The 20,657-nt window shown below is 40.4% G+C and carries 21 protein-coding genes; 13 read left to right on the top strand and 8 right to left on the bottom strand.

The genetic code is table 11. The annotated features are described in order from the left end of the window. Nucleotides 1-74 precede the first annotated feature (74 nt). Both L2737_RS04160 and L2737_RS04155 read right to left on the bottom strand, forming a co-directional pair. Complete coding sequence (locus L2737_RS04160; protein WP_346349191.1) at nt 75-881, bottom strand: cobalamin-binding protein; 807 nt, start codon at nt 879-881, stop codon at nt 75-77. A gap of 261 nt (nt 882-1,142) precedes the next feature. Further along, nucleotides 1,143-2,180, bottom strand: coding sequence for a T6SS phospholipase effector Tle1-like catalytic domain-containing protein (locus L2737_RS04155; RefSeq protein WP_248954893.1), 1,038 nt, complete (start codon nt 2,178-2,180; stop codon nt 1,143-1,145). Between the two features lie 238 nt (nt 2,181-2,418). On the opposite strand from L2737_RS04155, the gene L2737_RS04150 reads away from it, so the two are divergent. The 11 genes from L2737_RS04150 (at nt 2,419) to L2737_RS04100 (ending at nt 13,407) form a co-directional block, all read left to right on the top strand. After that, nucleotides 2,419-2,961 (top strand): hydrolase, encoded by a 543-nt coding sequence (locus L2737_RS04150; RefSeq protein ID WP_102526140.1) that lies wholly within the window; start codon nt 2,419-2,421, stop codon nt 2,959-2,961. A gap of 923 nt (nt 2,962-3,884) precedes the next feature. After that, a complete protein-coding gene (atcJ, locus tag L2737_RS04145; RefSeq protein ID WP_102526139.1) occupies nt 3,885-4,169 on the top strand; it encodes a cold adaptation protein ActJcold adaptation protein ActJ in 285 nt (94 codons plus the stop codon). 7 nt (nt 4,170-4,176) lie between these two features. Next, a complete protein-coding gene (atcA, locus tag L2737_RS04140) occupies nt 4,177-4,713 on the top strand; it encodes a cold adaptation protein AtcA (protein WP_248954892.1) in 537 nt (178 codons plus the stop codon). Then, entirely contained in the window at nt 4,713-5,471 is a 759-nt protein-coding gene (atcB, locus tag L2737_RS04135; RefSeq protein ID WP_102526137.1) for a cold adaptation protein AtcB, read from the top strand. The genes atcA and atcB overlap by 1 nt, the downstream gene beginning before the upstream one ends. A 12-nt stretch (nt 5,472-5,483) precedes the next feature. Next, a complete protein-coding gene (gene atcC / locus L2737_RS04130) occupies nt 5,484-6,383 on the top strand; it encodes a cold adaptation protein AtcC (protein WP_102526136.1) in 900 nt (299 codons plus the stop codon). 252 nt (nt 6,384-6,635) lie between these two features. Beyond that, nucleotides 6,636-7,943 carry an ABC1 kinase family protein gene (locus L2737_RS04125; protein WP_248954891.1) on the top strand — a complete coding sequence of 436 codons (1,308 nt, stop codon included), beginning with the start codon at nt 6,636-6,638 and terminating at the stop codon, nt 7,941-7,943. Between the two features lie 183 nt (nt 7,944-8,126). Next, nucleotides 8,127-8,942, top strand: a complete 816-nt coding sequence (gene bla / locus L2737_RS04120) for a subclass B1 metallo-beta-lactamase (RefSeq protein ID WP_248954890.1) — start codon at nt 8,127-8,129, stop codon at nt 8,940-8,942. Between the two features lie 105 nt (nt 8,943-9,047). After that, complete coding sequence (locus tag L2737_RS04115) at nt 9,048-9,428, top strand: VOC family protein (protein WP_248954888.1); 381 nt, start codon at nt 9,048-9,050, stop codon at nt 9,426-9,428. Between the two features lie 449 nt (nt 9,429-9,877). Next, entirely contained in the window at nt 9,878-11,590 is a 1,713-nt protein-coding gene (locus tag L2737_RS04110; protein WP_248954887.1) for an RluA family pseudouridine synthase, read from the top strand. Between the two features lie 262 nt (nt 11,591-11,852). After that, nucleotides 11,853-12,272 (top strand): GYF domain-containing protein, encoded by a 420-nt coding sequence (locus L2737_RS04105; protein WP_102526131.1) that lies wholly within the window; start codon nt 11,853-11,855, stop codon nt 12,270-12,272. 82 nt (nt 12,273-12,354) lie between these two features. Beyond that, complete coding sequence (locus L2737_RS04100) at nt 12,355-13,407, top strand: DUF4339 domain-containing protein (RefSeq protein ID WP_229369352.1); 1,053 nt, start codon at nt 12,355-12,357, stop codon at nt 13,405-13,407. A 184-nt stretch (nt 13,408-13,591) separates the two neighbouring features. Here the strand turns inward: L2737_RS04100 and L2737_RS04095 are convergent, their stop codons facing one another. The 3 genes from L2737_RS04095 to L2737_RS04085 all read right to left on the bottom strand — a co-directional run bounded on the left by L2737_RS04095 (nt 13,592) and on the right by L2737_RS04085 (nt 14,967). Further along, nucleotides 13,592-13,876, bottom strand: a complete 285-nt coding sequence (locus L2737_RS04095) for a hypothetical protein (protein WP_248954886.1) — start codon at nt 13,874-13,876, stop codon at nt 13,592-13,594. A gap of 234 nt (nt 13,877-14,110) precedes the next feature. Continuing rightward, nucleotides 14,111-14,584, bottom strand: a complete 474-nt coding sequence (gene ybaK / locus L2737_RS04090) for a Cys-tRNA(Pro) deacylase (RefSeq protein WP_248954885.1) — start codon at nt 14,582-14,584, stop codon at nt 14,111-14,113. Nucleotides 14,585-14,586: 2 nt separating this feature from the next. Next, entirely contained in the window at nt 14,587-14,967 is a 381-nt protein-coding gene (locus L2737_RS04085) for a VOC family protein (RefSeq protein ID WP_102526127.1), read from the bottom strand. A 155-nt stretch (nt 14,968-15,122) separates the two neighbouring features. Between L2737_RS04085 and L2737_RS04080 the strand changes: the two genes are divergently transcribed. After that, a complete protein-coding gene (locus tag L2737_RS04080) occupies nt 15,123-16,184 on the top strand; it encodes a hypothetical protein (RefSeq protein WP_248954884.1) in 1,062 nt (353 codons plus the stop codon). Between the two features lie 19 nt (nt 16,185-16,203). Beyond that, a complete protein-coding gene (locus tag L2737_RS04075; RefSeq protein WP_102526125.1) occupies nt 16,204-16,773 on the top strand; it encodes a LemA family protein in 570 nt (189 codons plus the stop codon). A gap of 87 nt (nt 16,774-16,860) precedes the next feature. Here the strand turns inward: L2737_RS04075 and L2737_RS04070 are convergent, their stop codons facing one another. The 3 genes from L2737_RS04070 to L2737_RS04060 all read right to left on the bottom strand — a co-directional run bounded on the left by L2737_RS04070 (nt 16,861) and on the right by L2737_RS04060 (nt 20,611). Next, entirely contained in the window at nt 16,861-17,496 is a 636-nt protein-coding gene (locus L2737_RS04070) for a Type 1 glutamine amidotransferase-like domain-containing protein (RefSeq protein ID WP_248954883.1), read from the bottom strand. A gap of 63 nt (nt 17,497-17,559) precedes the next feature. After that, complete coding sequence (locus tag L2737_RS04065; RefSeq protein WP_248954882.1) at nt 17,560-17,796, bottom strand: hypothetical protein; 237 nt, start codon at nt 17,794-17,796, stop codon at nt 17,560-17,562. A gap of 205 nt (nt 17,797-18,001) precedes the next feature. Then, nucleotides 18,002-20,611 (bottom strand): endonuclease, encoded by a 2,610-nt coding sequence (locus L2737_RS04060; protein ID WP_248954881.1) that lies wholly within the window; start codon nt 20,609-20,611, stop codon nt 18,002-18,004. Nucleotides 20,612-20,657: the final 46 nt, after the last annotated feature.

Here is a 20,657-nt window from a genome sequence, read left to right as displayed (position 1 = left end):
ACTTTGAGCTTAGGTCTTATCTCGCTGTGCTTTGATAACAGCTAAACATATCGCTTGTGAGTATAAGTCAGATGTCATTGCGCTCTGACGTTATCTAAAGCGTCACAAAGTGCTTGCACACCTAGTATGGCTCTTGGGGAAGCGCGATGCAGTAAATCCGCATTAAGCTGATAGATATGATTATTTTTTACTGCGGGTAATTCAGGCCACGTTGACCAATCGACACCAATCACATTACCTTCATCTTGGCTTTGAAGAATCACTTCTGCACCGGTTAACAGTACATTCTCAACGCTTATCTGTGGGTATTCACTGGCAGCATCGATAAATACATTCTCGCCATGACAAGCACTGATAATATGCTCTATCCAACTGCCCTTTGATACCGTCATTAATGGCGTTGACCATAATTGATAAAAGACTTTCACAGCAGGCTTTTGTTGGTTTTCACTACGAATGAGCGATAACTGTTTGCGGTAATCATTAGCCACTCGCTTAGCTTGCTGTTGATTCCCCGTTAGCTCACCTAATTGTTCTAGCTCTTTGGCCACATCATCTAGGCTTTTAGGATCGCTATTAAACACATTAAAACCTAGCTGTTTTAATTGACCAATGTCTTCCATTTTATTGCCACTTTTCCACACCACAATAAGGTCTGGATTTAGCTCAATCACTCGCTCCATCTGAATGCCATAATAGCCGCCAATACTCGGGATATTCTTAGCTTGCTCAGGAAAGTCTGCATGATCCGTGGTAGCAACAATCGTCTCACCTGCACCTATGGCATATAGCATTTCTACTGCATGAGGAGATAACGCAATCACCCGTTTAGCAGGAATGCTTTTATCTACTAAAGCTTTGTTTACTATCTCTTTGCTCACTAAAGCTTTCGTTGCTAACACTTCTGTAGCCGCTTCTGTAGCCGCTTCTGTAGCCGCTGCATTGCCACAAACGCCTAGTACCGATAACGCTAAAGTGAAACTTAAGGTGAATATAAATCGATGAGCAACAAAATGAGCCACTAAAAATCCTTTGATAAGTGAAGTCACGGTTAATGTAACCAATAACGTAAAAATGAATCCAGTTTTAATAAACCAGCGCTAAAACGCTATTCTAGCAATTTATTAAGACTATTGAATGCGTTATAACACGAGTTCACTGGGCCAGCCATATTGCTCGATTAAGTCTTGAAGATTCTTAGGTCGGTATTTGGGGTCATTATCCCAACGATCTTTTACCGATTGATGGATCAACATTGGCAGACCCATTGGGGCCATATCTCGATACAGTTTGCGTTTAACACGATAAAAGCTACGTCGCGAGTTATGCAATTTAGCTAAAGGGGTTGGTGAAACCTGATTAATTAAATGTGCCTCAATACTTAAACTCTTCGCTTGAGCTTCAGACAACATCCATAACAAAGCATTATCCGATAACATCTGCCCATTTTTGTCAGCTTGGTAGCTGCCACCAATATTACTGTGGGCACCCGCAAACCAAACTTGTTTCATATCCATGGTATTTTTGGGTTGCCAAATTGTCGGCTCGAAATCTTGTCGATGCTCATCAATCGCTAGTGCATGGCGAGCCACTTTGACATTGCTGCCAATTTTCGTGTCATAAAACTCATCTTTATCTTCAAACAAGCCTAAAAAAGAGCTGGGGATCCCCATTGCGCCCACCGTGTCCCATACACCAACAAACTCAATATCTCGCGAAGGATGCGAATGTTGCTGCCTAAATGCCAATGACTTCGCGCCATCTGGTGCATATGCTGAAGCTTGGGTTTTATAGTGGTCAAAAGCTTGTTGAATGAGCTTGGCATCAGGGCGTTTTACGATGCCGCAGTTATTAATCAGTCCACACAAGCAGCGCATGGTATACGAGCCTCGGCTGAAGCCAAATAAGTAAATGGCGTCACCCGCTTGATAATTTTGCACAATATATCGGTAGCCATCGACAATATTTTTATGCAGACCTCTTCCGGTTGCGCCACCAATGATACCGTCGTAATAAGAGCCTACTCCCCAGTCATAAAATACCTGTTGGGGAGTGCCATCGGCAGCGACGGGGCTAATGGCTCTCGCTAGACGCAGCACATTGGTCGCTTGATCTTGGTTAATATCTTCTTCAGGTCGGTTCCAAGTACCGTCGGCACATATAATAATTCGCTTGTTCATTACTCTTCCTTGAAGGCCCAGTTGCAGCTCTATTGCTATACCGATAGCAACGCAGTCATAGCTGCTTAGCCATAGTCATAGCCATAACAGCATCACCGTATTAGATTTACAGGATAACTCACTTACCGTTTATCAGCTGATTAAGCTTGTTCGACTTTTCGACAATAGTCATTAGTGCAAAAGTATCGTTTACTCAGTATGACTCATACACCTAATTCTCCAGTAGTAAGGAATGGCCATGTTAACCACAGATAAATCGGTATTAGTGATCATTGATGTTCAGGGTAAACTTGCCCAAGTCATGCAACAATCTCCCGAACTCCACAAACAACTGGGCATTCTTATTCAAGGAGCGCAGCTGTTTGATATGCCAATTTTATGGGTTGAGCAATTGCCCGATAAATTGGGCGGCACCACAGAGGAGTTAGCTGCACTACTGAGTAAAACGACTCAAGTTATTCCAAAGTCATATTTCAGCGCTTGGCAAAGTCCAGAGTTTCAGCAGCAGTTAGCCAGACTTAATCGCACAGATATTATTCTTGCCGGTATTGAAACCCACGTTTGTGTTTACCAAACCTGCCAAGATTTACTCTCTAATCGCTATAACGTCCATCTTGTCGCCGATGCGGTATCTTCACGCACTGTTGAAAACAAACAACTGGGTATTCAAATGATGACGCAATTAGGCGCACGAACAACCAATACTGAGTCATGCTTATTTGAACTACAGCATCAAGCCAGTGGCGAGCGATTTAAATCACTGCTAAAGCTGATTAAATAGCCGTTAATAAATATAAAAACGCCAATATATGACTTTTGTCATCTGAACCCATGACAGTTCTCACTTATTTAGATTCACCTTCTTTTCTACACTGGCTGCATCTGAAAAAACAACGTGACAGCCGTTAAGTTGGAACAAAAAGGAGCTAAACATGGGTTGGGAATATGTCGCAATATTAAGTCTTTGTGTTGGTGCTATTAATCAAATAGTGCCAGTGATTTTAGCCTTAATCGAAAAAGACAACACGGAGAGATAAACTTACTATATTTGTTTGCTAACAATCGTTAATAGCAATTGTTAATAACAATCAATAGCAGTCGATAGCAGAATTATTTGTTAGGAATAGCTAGTCGATAAAGCTAGTCGCAAAAGCCAGTAGCGGTCGCTAAGATACAATATAAAAGAGCACCATGATGTGCTCTTTTTATTTTCAAAAGCCTAAAAATGAGAATAATTCAAAGCAACTGTCAGCCAAAGTGGACATTCAGATTATTAATTTTGTATTATTTTTATTCAATTTGAACATCTGAATTTTGTAATAAGCTAAACTAGTTGATAGTTTTATGGAAATGATTGTATTTCTGTTATTATTTATACCCATGTTACCTCAAAATGCTTTGTCAGGCACAAGCTCGGATAACAATGCAAGGCGTAAGCTGAGGTAATTGTTATTCACTTTTCAAAGCTTAAAACGTAGCAATGGTTTTCGAGCTTGCGCCCCGTAGGGCAAGGCAAATAGCACCAATCTGCGTTGTTATAAAATATCTATGTAGAATAACTATACTTCAATATTATGCCTAGCATCTTGGCACTATTTGCCTTGCTGACTTTGCATCTTGAAGTATCATGGGTATACAACCAAATAATCATAATTTAATGGATTAGCATCAGTCTATCCAAGTTCATATGCCATAGGTAAAAATATGATTAACCACTTCACAGTCCTCGGTGTTAAAGCCAGTGCCAAAGAAGACGAAATAAAAAAAGCCTATAAACGTTTATCAAATAAGTTACACCCCGATAAACTGATTAATGCTTCAGAAGAAGAAAAACATCTTGCAGCGCAGCAGTTGCATCGGGTCAAAAATGCCTATGATGTTTTGTCTGATAAAAAATTAAGAACTGCCTTTATTAAAGATTTTAATAATGTCATCGTGACCAATCCTACAGCGGCAATGACCGAGCTGTGGGACCAATTTTATTCTTGAGAAACCCATGAGCAAACCACTTAATATCTCACGTATTAATGAGTTAAAAAATAATGCCTATGACAATATCGAGTCGTATAACGATCCCGATAGCCCTGAAGCATTAGCCAAATTTACTGACTCAATGAAAGCGATCTTATTAGCGGATCCTTCGATGCTTGCCGCTGTGCCAGAATACTTACCTGTGGCGCTATTCAATCGAATTCGCTTTTCAGATGCTGCCAAAACCAAGTGGGCAACATGGATTGATACTGCGACGATGCCGTCGTGGGATGAGTTTAAAGTAACGATTCAATTTAATAATGATGATGTGCCTTTAGTGCTGGCAGTACGTAAGTATAGTGAAGAGTTACTGATTGAGAGCTGCGCCGTGGTGTACTTACTTAACACCCAAGATAATGTGGTAGCGCCGAGTAAATCATTCAGTAGTGCTTCAGACTCAGATTCATCTGACGACGGTTATGATCCATACAATGATGATGGTGATTATGACGACAGCGATGAAGAAGGCTATTACGATCAATATGATGACGAGGAGCGATAATGAACAACCTTATTGAACTCACAGCAGCAGAGATTAAAGATCTTGCCGATGTCGAGCCGCAACAAGCCAGTAAGCGCTTTGAAATTATTGCTAATACCATGTCGGATGATCAACTGGTTGATGTTATTGAGCACATGGATATTGTGACCTTAACGCAAATTAACAGTCACCATGATATTTCATGTCCATCAATCATGTCTGAGTTGATGTCGCCAGAACAAATCCGTGACATCGTTTGTCAGCAGCCACTGTATTGGGAAGAGCAAATTAAAACCAATGCCGATGAGCTCATGCACCATACATTTGAGTTTCTGACTTACCTCATTCGTATTCAGGGAACAGAAGAAAAGCAAACCGCTATTTTAGAATGTATTGCTGAAGATCCAGCTGGATTATTCTACTTGTCAATTCCGTTTATTGAGCTAATCCTTGCACCATCTGGCGAGCAAGATGGTAATTCGATTTACGAGAGTTTCGATGATGAAGATGATGGCGAAACTGTAGGCTACAGTAACTGGCAGGCAGATGAAGAAGCTCACAGCTTAGCGATGGACGACCCACGCAGCTTATTCGCTCTGATTAAACAACTTGCACCTAGTGTGGCTTCATCAATTAAGAACTTGCTACGTAATGAAAGTTCTGGCTGGGAGCAAATCATCGGTAAATTCGTTAATGAGCTTGTTCTACAAGCGAAAGAGAAAAACGAAGTGGCTGATGAATACGCTGAAGTCGATGACATGTTTACTTTTCTTGATTAAGGAATCGACTTAATGCAATTAGCATTACGTGATAATAACCAAGGTCCCTATTTTAGTCGTGTACTTGAATATGGACGTGCAGAAGAACGCTTAACCGATGAACATGTGACTCAAATAAAATCCAAAGCGATTTTAATGAGTTTGAAACTGGCAGATAAGTTTTATAACAAACACAAAATGCATTTGCTTGAGCATGCAGCTCACGATGTCATTGGTGTCGTAAGTATAGGACTTATTGCGCTAACAGGTGAAGAACCTGTCGCTTCAGTCGCTTTACTGCAAACGCCCGATGGCGTGCTTAAGTGTTTTCAAAAAGGCTGGAGCATGCTGACAACTGTCAGTAAACACATGCACGGAAGTGATAATTCGCTTTACGGTGGTATCAATCAGCTCTTGTTAGAGAAAATCTCTACTCCACCCGATACTGAAGAATGGTTAGGCTGGCAAGATTATCAAACAGCGCTGAAAGATCATCAAAACCAAGAAGCCACTAAGGTTTTATTAGAAACCTTTTACGCTAAAGTGGAGCTTGACCCTTTATTTAGCTTGGGCTTAGAAAGCGTATTAGCTGAAGCCGTTTTGTACCGTATTATGTTTGATGACGCCAGAGTGCGTGAAGACATGAAAAAGCGTTTACGCAAAATTGAATTAGATGAAAAATGGTTCAGTGTTGATACGATTACGCTTCATACTGAGCGCGCGCTAAGTCATTTACCCGACGCTTTAGCACAAACCATACGCGAAGACTTAGGTAAGCATTTCTATAAAGAGTTATTGCGTACCCTCAAGTTTGCCAAGAAATATCGCGAGTTAGCTCTTGATGATGCAAGCCCTGAAAAGCTTGAACGATATGAGCAAAAGCATGGCATGCAAGGTGTACTTTTAGGCTGGCAAGATACTATTGAATTCTAGAGACTGAATTCTAGCGATCAAATCGCTAACTTCGGAAATCAGCTAATTACTGACACAAATTTTAAGGACAACGAAGCTAACTTCGTTGTCCTTTTTTATTGCGTATTCAATTTGCCGAAAGTATCTCACTCACTATCAGGTTGATCTAAATCCAGTTAACCACGTATTGTTAATAAGCCGTATTATTGAAGCAGATGAATGAAGAATGAGTCTTCAGCAGTACCTCACTTTCCTTCAAAATGAGTTGTCACTATGAGTAAAGAAGTAGCCAAAGTTCCAAGTAGTCGTTTTTCCAGACTGAGTAAAATGGGTGGTCTTGCCTCACGTTTAGCTGGAAATGTATTGCTGGAAGGGGCAAAGCAGCTCAGTAAAGGCCAATCACCTAAACTTCAAGAACTGGTTCTTACGCCTAAAAATATTTCTCAAGTAGCAGAAAAGCTCGCCCAACTTCGCGGCGCTGCGATGAAAGTCGGCCAAATGATTTCAATGGACACTGGGGACTTATTACCCGCAGAATTAAGTGAAATCATGGCAAGGCTGCGTGATGATGCTAAAGCCATGCCTCATAAACAATTGGTCGAAATACTCAAGCAACAATGGGGAAATGATTGGTTATCGCCATTTGCCCAATTTGAACTGCGCCCTTTTGCCGCAGCATCAATTGGTCAAGTGCATCTTGCTTATTTAGATTCAGGGGAAAAGCTAGCGGTTAAAATCCAGTATCCAGGCATTAAAGACAGCATTGATAGCGATATTGATAACGTTGCTACCTTACTAAAAGTCGCCCAGTTGATTCCAGATCATGTGCAATTTGATAAATTACTCGCAGAAGCAAAAGCTCAACTGCATCATGAAGCCGACTATGAATACGAAGCTCGCCTTTTAACGCAATACCAGCAATGGGTTGCGGGTAATGAACAATTTATTGTACCTAAAATCTACCAGTCATTAAGCACGGACAGTATTTTAGTCATGGAGTTTATCGAAGGTGAAGCCATTGAAAATGTCGCTAAGCTTGAGCAAAGCATTAGGGACAATGTCGCCACCCAATTATTGGCACTATTTCTAGACGAGCTATTCGAGTTCAAGCTAGTACAAACAGATCCTAACTTTGCCAATTTTATGTACCAAAGCCAAAGTGACAAGATTGTATTACTGGACTTTGGTGCCACTCGTTCAATATCAGATGACCTGTCTGCAGGTTACCGAAAACTCATGCAAGGGGCGATGACCAGTGACAAAGCGTTAATGACACAAGCGGCCTCAGACATCGGTTTCTTTCAAAAAAACATCACCATAGAGCAGCAACAACTGATCGTTGATATTTTCCACCAAGCCTGTGAACCATTGCGATGCGACGGAGAGTATGACTTTGAAACCAGTAACCTTGCAAAACGCGTCACTGATGCTGCTAAATCAATGAGTACCAAGCCAGATGAATGGCATACGCCACCTACTGATGCAATTTTTGTTCATCGGAAATTAGCCGGAATATACTTACTAGCCTCACGCATAAAAGCAAAAGTTAACGTTCAAAAGCTGTTTTTAAAACATCAATGAACAGGTGACCGAATGCAACTGACAAGTGCAGCAAACGAGTGAAGCTAACAATTGCAGCAAACAAGTGCGGCTTTTGAGTTAAGTCTTAATGGCAAATTAACAAGGTTTAATACCGACAAGATATTCTAATCTGCGTAAATTATGGCAGTATTAAACACGACCTTTCATCATTTGAGTATTTTTATGTTCAACCGAACCACTCGCAAATCTATTAACTGGTTACTTATTTCACTTTGCTTCAGCGCTTGTTTAACCACGACATTGTTGTCAATGTCAGCCAAAGCAAACCCAAAGGCAGAGGCAGAGAAAGAAGCAGAAAAGCCTTCCTTGCAAGTTAAAGGCGAGTTAAGCATTACTCCTTTATCAGACACATTGTTTGTCCACGAATCCTTTATGCAAACCCAGCAATACGGATTTGTCGGCTCTAACGGACTCATTTTAATTGATGATAACAAAGCCTATTTAATCGATACCCCATGGAGTGAGGCTGATACGATCAAACTAGTCAGTTGGATTGAAAATCAAGGCTTCACTTTAGCGGCCAGCGTATCAACGCACTCACATGAAGATCGCACTGCGGGGGTGGATTACTTAAACCGAATCGGCGTGACAACCTATGCATCTGAACATACGAATAAACTCCTTAAACAAGCAGGCAAACCTACCACCACAAATAGCTTTAAAGCAGGTCAATTCGACTTTGTAGAGTCTAAAGCCGAAGTCTATTTTGTCGGTGCGGGTCACACGATTGATAACTTGGTAGTCTGGTTTCCTCAATCCAAATTGCTTTATGGTGGCTGCTTAGTCAAAAGCCTTGGCAGTAAAAGCTTAGGGTATTACGGTGAAGCTGACTTAGACGCTTGGCCATTCTCAATTAAGCAATTACAAACACAATTTACAGACACCGACAGAGTGCTTCCTGGCCATGGAAAAATAGGAGATAAACAACTCCTCAGTCATACTATTTCACTGCTTGAGCAACACGCAGAACAGCACTAAGACAGCGTTTACAACAAATACAGTAATATAAACAATGTATAAAAAATAAATAACCCCTCTGGATTTCCTAAAATCCAAATTGATAAAATACACGGAGAGTTAACTATGTTCAGTCACGTTATGATTGGCGCCAACGACATCGACACATCAAAGGCGTTTTACGATGCCACTTTAGCTGCATTAGGTCACGCACCAGGTATGATTGATCCGAAAGGGCGTTGCTTTTATGTCACTGAAACAGGTGTCTTTGCGTTAACTAAGCCTATCAATGGTGAAAGCTCAAGCCATGGTAATGGCACCACAGTTGGTTTCTCGGCTGCGAATGAAGAACAAGCACTTGCATGGCATGCTGCAGGGCTTGCTAATGGTGGCGTCACCTGTGAAGAATTGCCAGGTTATCGAGAATCACCAATGGGGCCACTATTTCTAGGTTACTTACGCGATCCCGCAGGTAACAAAATTTGTGTACTTTACCGCCCTAAATAACACCTGATTTATATCAATAGAATAAAGCCGTGACCCCACGGCTTTGCTCTAGCTTCTCTTTAGCTAAACGCCTCTTGCTTACGTCTCTCGCTAACGTCTCTCGCTAACGTCTCTTGCTAGGGTGTCTTGCTAACGTCTCTAGCTAACGCCTCTTGCTAACGTGTCTTTAATCCAACATCTATTCTAGTTAACAGCACTAACGCCATAACAAACCTGCGCTTGAAAGATCTTTTCTTAAGCCGCGACTAATGCCTTTTGACATCAATCAAGGTAAACTTATGCAGCGTAATAATTAACAAGATAATTTGCCATAATCGAGCGGTTAAAAGGCTTACAAAGCCATCTGTGTTCGTGTTAATGATTAACAATGGCTTTATCCATAATGTTATATCCCTACTCTTGCTACTTAGATTAGCTAATCAACAGTAAAACGGTTAAGGCTTTCCTTCATGTCACAATTCGATCCCCTTTTTAATCAGTTCAATGAATCGATTGCTGATATTCCTTTACCAGACAAATTTACTTTCCCGTTTTATTATCAGCCTCACCCTCTTGCTGTCATGGCTGCAGAGCAATTACAGCGCCACCTTACTCAGCAAACAGACTGGGTACATAACTTTGGTCTTGAAGATAAAACAGATTCGCCTCAACAGCGACAAAAGACAAAACTAAAGCCTGTTGGTAAAATGTTTGGTGTATTGGTCGTTAAAAACAACCAAGGTAAAATAGGTTTTTTAGCTGGTTTTTCAGGGAAAATTGCCGAACAAAATATCTTGCCCCATTTTGTTCCGCCAGTGTTCGACATGCTAAGTAGTGATAGCTTCTTTAAGCGTGAGTATGAAGAAATAAACCAAATAAGCCATAAACTAAAAGCGCTAGAATCAAATCCTCAATTAACCGAGTTTGAGCAAACTTATACCAGCGTAAAATTAGCAGCCGAACAACAAATAGCTCAACATCGCGAGTTGATGATTGAGAACCGAAAAGCGCGTAAAGCAAAACGTAACAACTTAATTGGCCTAACTGGTTCTGAGCAAACCGTATTATCCATTGAGATGAGTAGGCAAAGCGTTAACGATAAGCATCAGCTAAATGCATTAAAACGAGAATCCGATACTAACATTGCTCAAGCTCAACAACGACTCAATGAATTAACCAATCAAATTGATGCATTGAAGCTGCAACGCAAACAAGTTTCAAATGCACTGCAGCAAAAATTATTTGCTCAATATCAATTCTTAAATATCAAAGGTGAGTGTCGCGACTTAAGTGATATTTTCCAAGACGCACCGAATCATCAACCGCCTGCTGCTGCGGGTGAATGCGCGGCCCCTAAGTTACTCCAGTATGCATTTAAGCACCAATTAACTCCTATTGTAATGGCTGAATTTTGGTGGGGAATATCGCCAAAATCAGAGATCAAACAACACCAAAACTATTACCCTTCATGTCACGGTAAGTGCCGTCCTATATTGGGTCATATGCTTGATGGTATGAACGTAGATGAAAACCCCTTACTGACGAATCCAGCCGAAGGGGTTGAGCTGCCAATTGTTTATCAAGATGACTACATCGCCGTCGTCAATAAACCAGCAGAGTTTTTATCAGTGCCAGGAAAAAACATCAGCGACTCTGTTTTTAGCCGAATGAAACAAAGGTTTCCACAAGCGACTGGGCCTTTGATCGTGCATCGCCTCGATATGTCGACTTCAGGATTAATGGTTATCGCACTGTCTAAAGAAGCGAATAAACATTTAGTTCAGCAGTTTATTAACCGAACGGTGACTAAACGTTATATTGCAAAAATTGACGGTGTGTTAACAGAAGAAAGTGGCACTATCAGCTTACCTCTTAGGGTGGACTTAGATGATAGGCCAAAGCAGCTGGTATGCTATGAACACGGTAAGCATGCTGAAACATTTTGGCAGAAAGTCGCTATCGAAAACGATACTAGTTTGGTACACCTTTACCCAAAAACAGGGCGAACCCATCAATTAAGAGTTCATTGTGCGCATCATAACGGATTACATATGCCAATTTTAGGTGATGATTTGTATGGTAAAACAGAAAAGCGCTTACATTTACACGCCCAGTTTTTATCACTTAACCACCCACACTCCAATCAGCCAATGACATTCGAAGTAAACGCTAACTTCGAATAAAACAACCGTTTCAAACAGCCATTTAAATAGTCAAAAAAATGGCTGCCCTATCTGAGTGCAAAAACTTGTAAAATTAACTATTTCTAAGTAGATATGTTAATCAATATAAGTTAATGTAACCAGTTCGTATGATATGCGGTTTTATAAACAATAACCCTGCGAGCTGACGTTTTCCTTCGTTGTATTTTTGAAATCACCAAAAGCTGTTGATTGTATTCATAAAAACATTAGCTTACTACACTATTAAGGATAAGAGTGGACTATGAAAGAGTGGTATTTCTCAAATAATGGTGAAATCAGTGGACCTTTGGGCTTAGCTGATTCCAATAAATTTATCGCATCAAATCCTGATGTCTATGCTTGGCACCCGTCTTACGCACAATGGGTACCAGTGAGTCATGTAGAAGAATTTGACATCATTGTGTCTCCGCCACCGCCTCCTGCGGAGATCCCACAGCAGCTGATTGAACGTTTTACTGCAAAAGAACGTGAACTCAATTCTGCTTTAGGTCGAATTGATAACACACTAAAAACGATTAATTCTTCAATGTCAGATATTGGACGAGATTCGAGCCGTTACAAAGTCACGACCAAAGAATTGAACGAAAAAGTAGAAGCGACGCTTCGTAGCGTTAATGAACAATATGCTGCCCTTCAGAAAACACTTTCAGGTGTAGGTTAAGTTAAGTTTTACCCGACTTAAATACTTAATAATCTGAGTAGCATATGACAATTGTTGTTAACTAAATAAAAAGAATACGACTATGAAAAAATGGTATTTTTCCAAAAATGGTCAAGTAACAGGGCCGTTAAACGAAGTTGAAGCAAAAGAATTCTTATTGAAAGATGGTGACTGTTACGGTTGGCATCCTTCTTTTACACAGTGGAAGCCGGTAAGTTGCATTAAAGAATTTGCCCACATTGTGCCTGCAATGGTTCCACCAGCATTGATTCCTCAAGCATTGATTGAAGAATTTGCAGCCAAAGAAAAGGCACTACAAGTAAAAGTCGCTAGCATGGAAGAAAGCGTACTGTCTACCAAAGGTGTTCTGGTTGAATTCGAACAAGAAATCAATACATACAAAAAATTAACCATCAATTTAACTGATGAAGTTAAATCAAACATTGATCCTTTTGAGAGTAAATACAACACTTTCAAAGGCTCATTTGATGAGTTGATTTCAGCGCTATCGATTGCCAAAACGGAAGTGAATGAAGTCTCTACTGACTTCAATCAACGCGTTGCAAAACAAAACGCTGAGAACACTAATACTATAAGTGCACCAACGGTTGCACCAGTGGCTGCTCCTTCGCCTGCTAAAGCAGACAATGGCAGCATATCGCCAGACAACGTGTCTGAAATCAGCAACCAGATCCAAAAAGCACTTGCAGAAAGCATGCTTAAATCTGCTGAAGAAGACAACGCAGTTGCAGAGTTAACTGCTGCTAAAACGGTTAGTGCGACTAAAAGCCTTGACCCTGTGGCAGTCGCCCCTAAAAAACCTAAACCGAAAATTGATAAAATTGAATTTTCTGAAGATATCTCTGAAGACAAAGCTGATGATACAGCCGGAACTACTGGCGGTGTAACAAGTATCATTAAGTCTGTCTTCAAGGGGGACACTAAGAGAAATGAAAAAAAGTCCGAAACGCCGGATGATGTAGATCAACTGGCGGCGAGTACAGAAGAAAAAACGACAGCTAAAACTGACCAATCTGCGGATTCAGCAAATGATGGAACAGCAGAGGAAACTGAAGAAGAAAAAGAAGGTCGTATGAGACGTCGTAGAAGACGCACTCATTACATTGCTTCTTAAGAATTGGCCTCTTAAAAATTGGCTTCTTAATAGTCTCTTCAATGGCGTTTTAATACGTTGTAGTAATCGTACTCGTGCAGAAATCTGTGTTTGAAAGTCAAACTGATGTATAGATTAAACAAAAAGGCTTATCTTGCGATAAGCCTTTTTTGATGTCTAAAGCTGATACTTAGCTAACTAGCAATCAATTAACCACTATCACGTCGTCTGACTCAGTCACTGTGCTCGCATCAGCTCTATCAATAATTTTAATCAATGCCGTTTGAATCACTTCATCTTGCCTTGCATCAGCAGTGCTTTTAAATTTTTCCTGCTGCGCTTCAGCACCTTCCTCAAATATAAACTCAACCACAACCTCTTCGGCAATATCAGCTGTTTTTCCCTGATAGATAATATTGATCAGTGGGTAGCCTTTAAAGCCAGCTTTGACTTTCTTAGCGATTCTTTTTTTAGACTTATCTAAATTCATATTTATTTCCTGAGGAATGCATACTGTAATGACAATGGCTTAGTTCAGCTTAATCAACTCATTAATCAAACTAAGCAGCAAGATGTTAAACAAAGTTCACTTATAGACTTAATAACATATGGGACAATAATCTGATAGTGATTAATTTCGCTTATGATACTCAACAAGAATTAAACATGAACGCTTAAACACGATCGTTAATAGCTAATGAGTTATTCATTAACGGGCAAGCGCTTACCTTACCTCAGCAATCGACGCAAAAACACCCTGGGTTAACACTAATAAGTCTTGCGCAGATAAGCCGATTTCTAGTCCTCTTTTTCCTGCACTCACAAAGATTTGTGCTTGGTGTTCAGCAGATTGATCAATCACTGTCCTGAGGCGTTTCTTTTGCGCTAATGGACTGACTCCACCTAATACATAACCCGTGGTTTTCTCAACAAGTACTTTGTCAGCCATCAGCACTTTTTTAACCCCTAAGGTTTTAGCAAGAAACTTCAAGTTAAGCATTCCAAGTACCGGTACAACAGCCACGACTAACTCTTTGGTGTCTAGCTGAACAACAAGGGTTTTAAATACTTTCTCTGCTGGCAGCTTTAACTTGTCAAGTGCTTCATTTCCATATGATGCCACAGCTGGGTCGTGGTGATATGACAGCACTTGATGGAGTACCTGGTTCTTTTTCGCTAGATTAATCGCTGGTGTCATTATCAGTTAGCCTTAGCAATATCATCATAATCAAAGCTGGTAATCTCATAAGGATTTCCATCGGGATCGCTAAAGTAAATCGACCAGGTAATTTGATGATCGCTTACATTAAATTGAACCTCATTATCGCTTAACTTTTGTTGCCAAAGGCTGAAATTATTGGCATCGACACCAAAGGCGACGGTAGTGCGTTTAGCAGCACTTGATTCAAATAGCGCCAGATGTAAATCATCATGGGCAATGACTAAAGGGCCATTATCTACCGCCCAAAAAGATAAAGGTGCTACAGGTTCAAAGCCCATTACCTCTTGGTACCAAGTTAACGCTTTTGCTCTATCTTCAACGTAAATATGGATATGATCAAAACGGTGTAACTTAGCCATAAAGCTCCCTTTTAAAAATAATTAACGACATCACTAAATATCAGTATCAATCTGTTTCAATTTATTGACTCATTTATCAAATTTATATAAAACAGCACTTTACACTATAAATTTGCCTTGTAATATAACCCTGTCAATTTAAACAAGGACGTACAATGTCATCAGAGCCTGTCGCAGATGTTAACAACGAGTCTAGTGAGAAACCCGCGAACAATAAGGCATTAAGCGCTTTTTTGAAGCAGCTTAAATCCCAAGTGATTCATTCTCAATCTATTGATGTCGTCAAAGAGGCACTAGATAGTGCTATCGCTTACCCAAATCAATTATCTTATAAGAATAGCAACATACTTATCGCTGGGTTAATCGCCTTTTTATCAGCCGTTGTTTATTGGTTTTATCTTGAGCAACAGGGAAGCTATTATCGCTATTCTGAACTTGATTTTGGCATTTTTATTATTTGCATTGTCGGTCTAATATCAGCGATAGCAATATACCTTTCGCGCCGTACGAAACTTAAAAAAGTCTCCACACTCATAAGAGATGAAACCCTTAAGCATCTGTATAATATGCGTAGTTGCGACGCTGCTTTTCTCAATAATGCAGAAAATAAATTTGTCGACTTTAACCGAGGAAATCACTCGCAAGATGTTGAGTGGGGCAAAGAAATTGACTTTCACTCAGATATTGGACTAATCCGCGCCAGTGTGGTTTATCATCATTATGTCGACAGAAGAACTGAGACCTATACTGAATCAGATGGTAAAGGCGGTACGCGCACTCGCACCAGAACTGTCTATGACCATTACTATCGTCAAGGTGTAATATTTCCCCCAATTAATAAGACCACTCATTTAGTGTTAAGTGAATCAAGATTATCCAAACAATGGCAACAAAGCTTTATGCCAGCTTCTAGAGAGTTTGAAAAGTCCTTTCGCGTGCAAGCAGATTCTCAGTTTGACGCGGCAAAATTTCTTGAACCTGTTGTCGTGATTGCTTGTGAGCAACTTAGCCGTAAACTCAAAAATGTAACTATCGAATTTGCACATGATGGCAGTTTATTGATTAATCAGCACAACACTAATTTACTTAATCCCGAAATGGAATATGACATCACAACACCTGAGAAATTCAAACAAGAGTTGCTAAATGACACATCACTGTTCACAGTGAACAGTATCTTTGGCTTCGTTAATCAACTTATTAAGCACACAACTTAAGCTTCATAGAGGAAAAATCATGGACATGTCTTATATTTTCTTAGCGGTAATTATCCTTGGCGCAATCATTATTTTCAGTATTTATAATGCCATTGTTAAAGAGCACAATGCCGTTCAGCGTGGTTGGGCTGACGTATTAACTCAAGAAAGGCAACGTAGCAGAATTATTCCAGAATTAGATAGAGTGTTACAAGAGCATAAAGACTATGAAATGGAGTTACTGCCGAAGATTACTGCACTACGTAAAGGGATAAACGCACTCCAAGACAATAACATCGACACTAAGTTACAAAGTGATGTTGATAAAGCCTCACAGGAGCTGATTAAAGGTATTAATGTCGCGGTTGAAGCCTATCCAGAACTTAAAGCATCAGAGTCTTTCTCAAAGTTCATGAGTGAGATTACAGAACAAGAAGAAAATGTCGGTGCTGCAGTTCGTATCTTTAACCAAAACGTGGCTAATTTTAATAACTGTATTCAAGCTTTCCCGAATAATATGGTTAACGGTATGTTCAATAAAAAGCAGGTCATTGAAGTCTTTACTGACAGCAAAGCCCAAGCTGCTTTTGAATATAAGCCAAAGTTCTAGCTAGCATTGCACCTTGTAGTAAGCACGGGGCTTAAATTGACTCATTTAAGCCCTTTATTAATTTAAAGTTTTGATGATAATAAAAACTTATTTTAGCCAAATGGGTGTACCGAACGTTTGTTGCTTATTTCCATTAATAACCACAGCATCGGTGTCTTTACAAAGCAATAACTCATTGTCGCTTTGCAACTTAAATGTCTCTATTTCTGACAGATTACTAATGGGGTCACTCACATGAGGAACCATTAAAAATGACACTAAATGTAAGCCTCTAGTATCAGTTAAACCGACTGTATTTTGATCGCCACACAGTATTGCTGAATCAATGCTCGGCGTCATTATCATTGCCCCTGCACTCACTCCAACTATCACTGTACCTTCTTCAGCAAGACACCTTAATTGCTTATCAATACCGCGTTGCTTTAACCCATTTAAAAAACGATATGTATCACCACCAGATAGATGAATTAAACCTGCTTTTTCTAATAGTGTTGACGCATTGGCCTGAAAACCATCCTCGAGCTCGATATAGTCAACCTGCTTAAAACCTAGTTGCTGATACATAGTCTTAATAGGAGTAAAATACACTCGCTTAGAATCTGGCTGAGACGCAATATAAATCACCGGTAACGACAACAAATCCTTTGATAAGTTACCAATAAAAAATGTCAGTGCATTCATCGCTTCTAAGGAAGCTGTATTACTTAGTAGTACAAGGTTCATTGTCCATTAACGTCCTGTTCAGTATGGCTCATCTAGTTTCCATTCTTATTTCAATTCTGATTACTAATCTTCTGTTATTGAGTCAAATAGCCTTTGTTTCTCTTCCATAAAGGCTTTCATTGCTGCTGGATCTTGCATTAAGTGCGACATTTCAGCCATCACCTTCATATGTTCTGGTTCTTGCTGTTGAAAGATCAGCATCCCATGCTGTTTACTTAGGGCTTTCATCTCTTCAAAAGTTGCAGCGTGAAACTCGTGTTCACAAGCGCCACCAAGTTGTTTGCAAGTCATAGTTTTCATGTCTTTATCCTTGTATGTCTTATTAGACAATCACGTTTACGGAAGCTCACAGATGGTAAAATAATACATTGCAAACGAAAAAGAGCAACAAGCTAAAACTGTAGCCCTTAACTCATTTATACAAAAAAGCCAGTTGTACAAATCATTGCACAACTGGCTTTTAACCATTCAATTATCGTTAGGGCTATACACCCTCAATAATGAATTAAGATTGGCGACGACGCCATAACAGAGGAAGTAGCATTAATAAACCTGCACCTAAACTGCCCGCGCCTTCAGGCTTAGTCCAGCCTTCATCTAGTGTATTATTAACGTTAACACTTACAGAGGTAGTAAATTGCTCGCCACCATCAGTCACGACAAGCTCAAACACCAAAGCCTGATCAACTGTTACTTCTGGCGCTGTCACACTCAATACCAAGCCATCAGCACTATATTCAGCATCAGCACCTGATACTTGTTTCCAGCTATACTCTAGACCTGCAGGTTCATCAGCAATTGCAGCTGTAATAACAGTGCTATCGCCTTCATTGAGTTCAGTGTTGCCACTAAAGCTAATATCAAATGACAAAGGCACATTGACAACAGTAACAGCTACAACTTGCGTCGTTTCTAACATGCCATCACTGACAGTTAAGGTAAACGCGATTTGTGTGTCTACACTAACTTCTGGTGCAGTCACAGACAAAATGGCTGCAGAACCGTCAAATGTTAGTTCTGGGCCTGCTGTTTGTTCCCAGCTAAAGGTTAAGTCTGAACCATCTTCAGCCACTGTTGCCGATGCATCAAGAACCAGCGTTTCAGTTTCATTCACTTGCTCTGGCGCATCAATCACGACATCAACATCTAAACTTGGGTTTATTGGATCGCCACACTGATCCCCATACACTTCTTGTACCCACTCAGGGTAATCAATATATGGATTACGGTTTCCTTGATATTGGTAAATCGCGTCGTTACGCGTTATGTCTTTTGCGTCAACAGGATCCTGTTGGTGCCAGTCATAAAGTGTACACAGCTTGCCATGCAGTGGATCATTGTTTGAGACTTCATCAGCAGTAGTAATACGATCAACAGCAATCAAATCAGGCATGTTACTGTCGTTACCTTGGTAACGTGTATCCATGTACATGATCATCCGCGCCACATCACCTTTGATTGCATCTCTTGGCTCAAAACAACGAGCACTTGCATCAAGATAGTTACCAGGAGCATCAGCAACTTCAGTACCTGTATCACTACACTCGTTAAAGTCATAGTTGCTACGAGTAGAATTTACTTTTACGTTAGTTGGACGTAAATGGTGAGCATCTGTGTAACCTAACTGAGACTCACTTGGGAAGCCATGGCTTTTAGCCCAAACGTGTTCACGGTTCCAGTCACTGGTATTGCCACCGTTATTTTGCTTAGACACAGATAAACCCGTGTAAAGCTCAATCACATTACTACTATTAGATGGATCTTCATCTGAGTATGTCAACGCTGTCCAAACTTGCGCGTAAGTTAATTGTTGATGACCTGCAGTAATAGCGACAGAAATCGCGTTTTTCATTGCTTCAGCATCATCAAAACTGCCGCTAAGTACGTTGGTGTAGTAAACATTGGCATCAAAGGTAGCAGGATCTGCGACAGGGGTTAACTCATCACACCCAGAACAAGGACCTTCTGGCTCTGGCTCAGGATCTACAGGTGTGCTACCACATGCGCTTTCACCCATACAACCTAGTCCATCGGCAGTGTCTTTATCAAAGGTCACCCATTGATTATTGTCACCAGGGAATGCAGCAGTAGCATCTGTGTCACCAGCTGTAATGCTATTTTTACGACGAAGAGTTTTGTCTTTAGTCGAAAAATCTGGGTCGTTTGGATCTGTCCATTCTGAACCAGGATCTTCACCCAACTTACCTAAGCGATCGATAACCACATCGTCTTTATAAAGGACTAGTGCATCGTCACCGTTAAAGTAAGTGACTGTTGATTCTGTACCGACTTTAAAAACATCGTCTGCACTGCTGTTATGGAACACAATGCTCTCGCCAGCAGCTAAAATGCCCGTTAAAGTTTCAGTATTGCCAGCATCGGTACTGCCGTTGCCATATAAACTCAATGTGTAAACGGAAGCATCTAAATCTATGCTACTGCCACCCACATTCGAAAGTTCTACCGCTTTGTTACTTCCGCCACCTTCAACATATTCAGTGATAATTAATACGCCAGGTTCAGCAGTACAAGCACCTTCGCCAGGACAACCTAAACCGTCGCTTGTGTCTTTATCAAACACAACCCACTGGTTATCAGTTCCAGGGAAGTCTGCAGTTGCGTTAGTGTCACCAGTAGTAATACTATCTTTACGTCTTAAGGTTTTATCCTTAGTAGAGAAATTAGCATCATTAGGATCGGTCCATTCAGAGCCTGGATCTTCACCAAGCTTACCAAAACGATCAATGACAACACCGTCTTTAGTCAGCAGTAAAGCGTCATCACCATTAAAGTAAGTGACTGTTGATTCAATCCCTACTTTAAAGGCATCATCAGCACTGCCATTATGATAAACAATGCTGCTGCCTGGGGCTAAAGTTCCAGTTAATACTGATGAATTACCTGCATCAGTTGAACCGTTCGAGTATAGCGTTATCGCATATTGAGCGGCGTCTAGATCAATATTACTATCGCCTAGATTTGAAATTTCAATGGCTTTATTACTACCACCACCTTCAACATATTCGGTAATAACCAAATCTGCATGCGCGGCTGTAGATGCTGTTGCTAAAAGAAGGGTAACTGCTTTAGCGACTGCACTGATTTTATTATTCATAGTCGTCTCTTTTATTTATTGATGAGGTGCAGCCTTAACTGTCACC

Origin of the sequence: Shewanella electrodiphila (assembly GCF_023283985.1) — a bacterium.
Lineage (GTDB): Bacteria > Pseudomonadota > Gammaproteobacteria > Enterobacterales > Shewanellaceae > Shewanella > Shewanella electrodiphila.
This window is presented reverse-complemented; position numbering and strand designations above follow the sequence as displayed.